This is a genomic window from Aeromicrobium sp. PFPM2_SD2 (assembly GCF_057364525.1).
Genome location: NZ_JBNFNZ010000391.1, coordinates 1 through 2,309 on the forward strand (window position 1 = coordinate 1; position 2,309 = coordinate 2,309).

A 2,309-nucleotide genomic window follows, 5' to 3' on the forward strand; every position below is an offset into this window, starting at 1 on the left:
CGACGTCGACGAGGACGGTCAGGCCGTCCCAGTGCAGGTCGGGGCAGGCGTCACGGCGGCGGGCTCGACGGTGACGGCCGGGCGCACGGTCGTGGCCTGGGACGTCTGCGAGGCCACCGTGCGCTGCGCCGACGACGGGGTCGTGCGGGTCGCGGCGTGGACCACGACGAGCGCCAGCAGCAGCGGGACCGACAACGCGGCCGCGCAGCGACGCCTGGTGGTCCCCGTGAGCATCCCCAGATCGTACGGGACGCGAGTGGCCGGGCGGTGACGTCTCGGCGACCGGCCTAGGGTGAGGCCATGACCATCCAGATGCGCCGGCTCGGCACGAGCGACCTGTCCGTCTCCGTCGTGGGTGTGGGGTGCAACGCCTTCGGGCGCCGCATCGACGCCGACCGGACGCGTGAGGTCGTGCTCGGGGCGCTGGACGCGGGGGTCAACTTCTTCGACACGGCCGACACCTACGGCCTGGGGGCGAGCGAGCAGATGCTCGGCGACGCGCTGCGCGGGGCCGGACGGCGCGACGAGGCGGTCATCGCCACGAAGTTCGGCATGGACATGCAGGGTGAGAACGGCGACGACGGCGGCCGGCGGGGATCGGCCGCGTACGTCCGCCGCGCCGCCGAGGCCAGCCTGCGCCGGCTCGGCGTCGACCACATCGACCTGTACCAGCTGCACACGCCCGACCCGGGCACCCCGATCGAGGAGACCCTCGGGGCGATGACCGAGCTCGTCCGCGAGGGCAAGGTGCGGGCGATCGGCTGCTCGAACCTGCAGGCCTGGCAGCTGGTCGGCGCCCACCACCGGGCCAAGGCGGCCGGGCTCGAGGAGTTCGTCACCGCTCAGAACGAGTACTCGCTCTACAACCGCACCGCCGAGGTCGAGCTGGTGCCGGCGTGCGAGACGCTCGGCGTATCGATCCTGCCGTACTTCCCGCTGGCGTACGGGCTGCTGACCGGCAAGTACCACCGCGGCCAGAAGCCGCCGGAGGGCAGCCGCCTGGAGAGCGAGACCCACCGCTACGAGAACGCCGACTGGGACACGGTCGAGGCGCTGCGCGCGTTCGGCGAGGCGCGCGGGCTGAGCCTGCTGCAGGTGGCGATCGGTGGCCTGGCCGCCCAGCGGGCCGTCGGCAGCGTCATCGCCGGGGCGACGCGGGCCGACCAGGTCGTGTCGAACGTGGAGGCGGCCCAGTGGGAGCCGAGCGAGGACGACCTGGCCGAGCTGGCGACGATCGGGCGTCCGCGGCACTCGTACACGACGTTCGCGCCGCGTCACTGAGGAAGGAAGTGCGCCGGGCTGGGAAGCGCCTCACGGCGCAAGGCCGCTCGCAGCGGCTATTTGTGGGACCCGGGGCTTGCCACAGCCCGGCGCGTCCTCCAGCCTAGCCGAGCCTGGCCGTCGCACAAGCGGCTCAGTGCAGCTCGCCGGCTCGTTCCAGCTCGGCGGCGCGGTGGAGCGCCTTGGCGGTGTCCAGCAGCCGGGCCGCGCTGTGCGGGTCGCCGGACTCCAGCTGCGAGCGTCCGATCGCCACGACGTGCGCGAAGGACGCGGCGCGGTCGAGCGCGACGTCCAGGTCCGGACGCACGATGCCGCTCACGACGGTGTCGACCAGCGCGATGACCTCGTCCGGTCCCGGCGGCTCGACGATGCCGGCGAGCACGACGTCGACGGGGGCGTAGGCCTTGCCGGCGCTGAACTCGCGGGCTGCGGCGCCGGGGTCGCGCACCACCCAGGTGCGCAGGACGTAGAGCCGCCACAGCGCGCCGGCGATGGTCTCGGCCGAGGCCTGCGACCACAGCTCGGCGATGACGCCGAGGCCCTCCTCGTCGGCCAGGTGCAGACCCGCTCGACGAGCCCGCCGTCGGGCGGCGGTGGACGCGCCACGCACGAGCAGCGACGCGATGCGGTGCCCGGCGGCGGCGCGCTCGGCCGGGTCGGGGTCGCCGTGGAGGTCGTCGAACAGGTGGGGCCCGGGCATCGCCGGTCGGCGGAAGTCGCTCATCGACGACGACTGTACGCCGCCGGACCCAGGTGCATCAGGAGGACGACGGGTTCGCCAGCGCGTCGGCGAGCGGTGCGGCGACGATCGTCACCTGCCAGCGGCGGGCGCCGGCCTGGACCAGCACCTCGCCGACCGTGTCGGCGTCGATCGGGTCCGGCGGGCTCCAGGCCAGCTCGCGCACGAGGTGCGGGCTGAGCAGGTTCTCGGGGGGCAGGTCGTGCTCGGTGGCCAGCGCCGTCATGAGCTCGCGCACGGCGCCGAGCCGCTCGGCCGCCGCCGGGTTCTTGTCGGTCCAGGTGCGCGG

General features: G+C 74.3%; 3 protein-coding genes and 1 pseudogene. 1 reads left to right on the forward strand and 3 read right to left on the reverse strand.

Going from position 1 to position 2,309, the window contains the following annotated elements; all coding sequences use genetic code 11:
* Nucleotides 1-18 precede the first annotated feature (18 nt).
* Entirely contained in the window at nucleotides 19-234 is a 216-nt protein-coding gene (locus tag AC2W7G_RS14060) for a hypothetical protein (protein ID WP_485868982.1), read from the reverse strand.
* Between the two features lie 66 nt (nucleotides 235-300).
* Here AC2W7G_RS14060 and AC2W7G_RS14065 point away from each other — a divergent pair, with 66 nt between their 5' ends.
* Nucleotides 301-1,281, forward strand: a complete 981-nt coding sequence (locus tag AC2W7G_RS14065; protein ID WP_485868983.1) for an aldo/keto reductase — start codon at nucleotides 301-303, stop codon at nucleotides 1,279-1,281.
* A 133-nt stretch (nucleotides 1,282-1,414) separates the two neighbouring features.
* Here the strand turns inward: AC2W7G_RS14065 and AC2W7G_RS14070 are convergent, their stop codons facing one another.
* Nucleotides 1,415-2,005 (reverse strand): hypothetical protein, encoded by a 591-nt coding sequence (locus AC2W7G_RS14070; protein WP_485868984.1) that lies wholly within the window; start codon nucleotides 2,003-2,005, stop codon nucleotides 1,415-1,417.
* Nucleotides 2,006-2,039: 34 nt separating this feature from the next.
* Nucleotides 2,040-2,309 (reverse strand): annotated as a pseudogene (locus AC2W7G_RS14075) (ribonuclease D); the annotation flags it as partial.

Coding starts and splice junctions, on each gene's coding strand:
- AC2W7G_RS14060 (WP_485868982.1), bottom strand. CDS start 234: ATGCTCACGGGGACCACCAGGCGTCGCTGCGCGGCCGCGTTGTCGGTC.
- AC2W7G_RS14065 (WP_485868983.1), top strand. CDS start 301: ATGACCATCCAGATGCGCCGGCTCGGCACGAGCGACCTGTCCGTCTCC.
- AC2W7G_RS14070 (WP_485868984.1), bottom strand. CDS start 2,005: ATGAGCGACTTCCGCCGACCGGCGATGCCCGGGCCCCACCTGTTCGAC.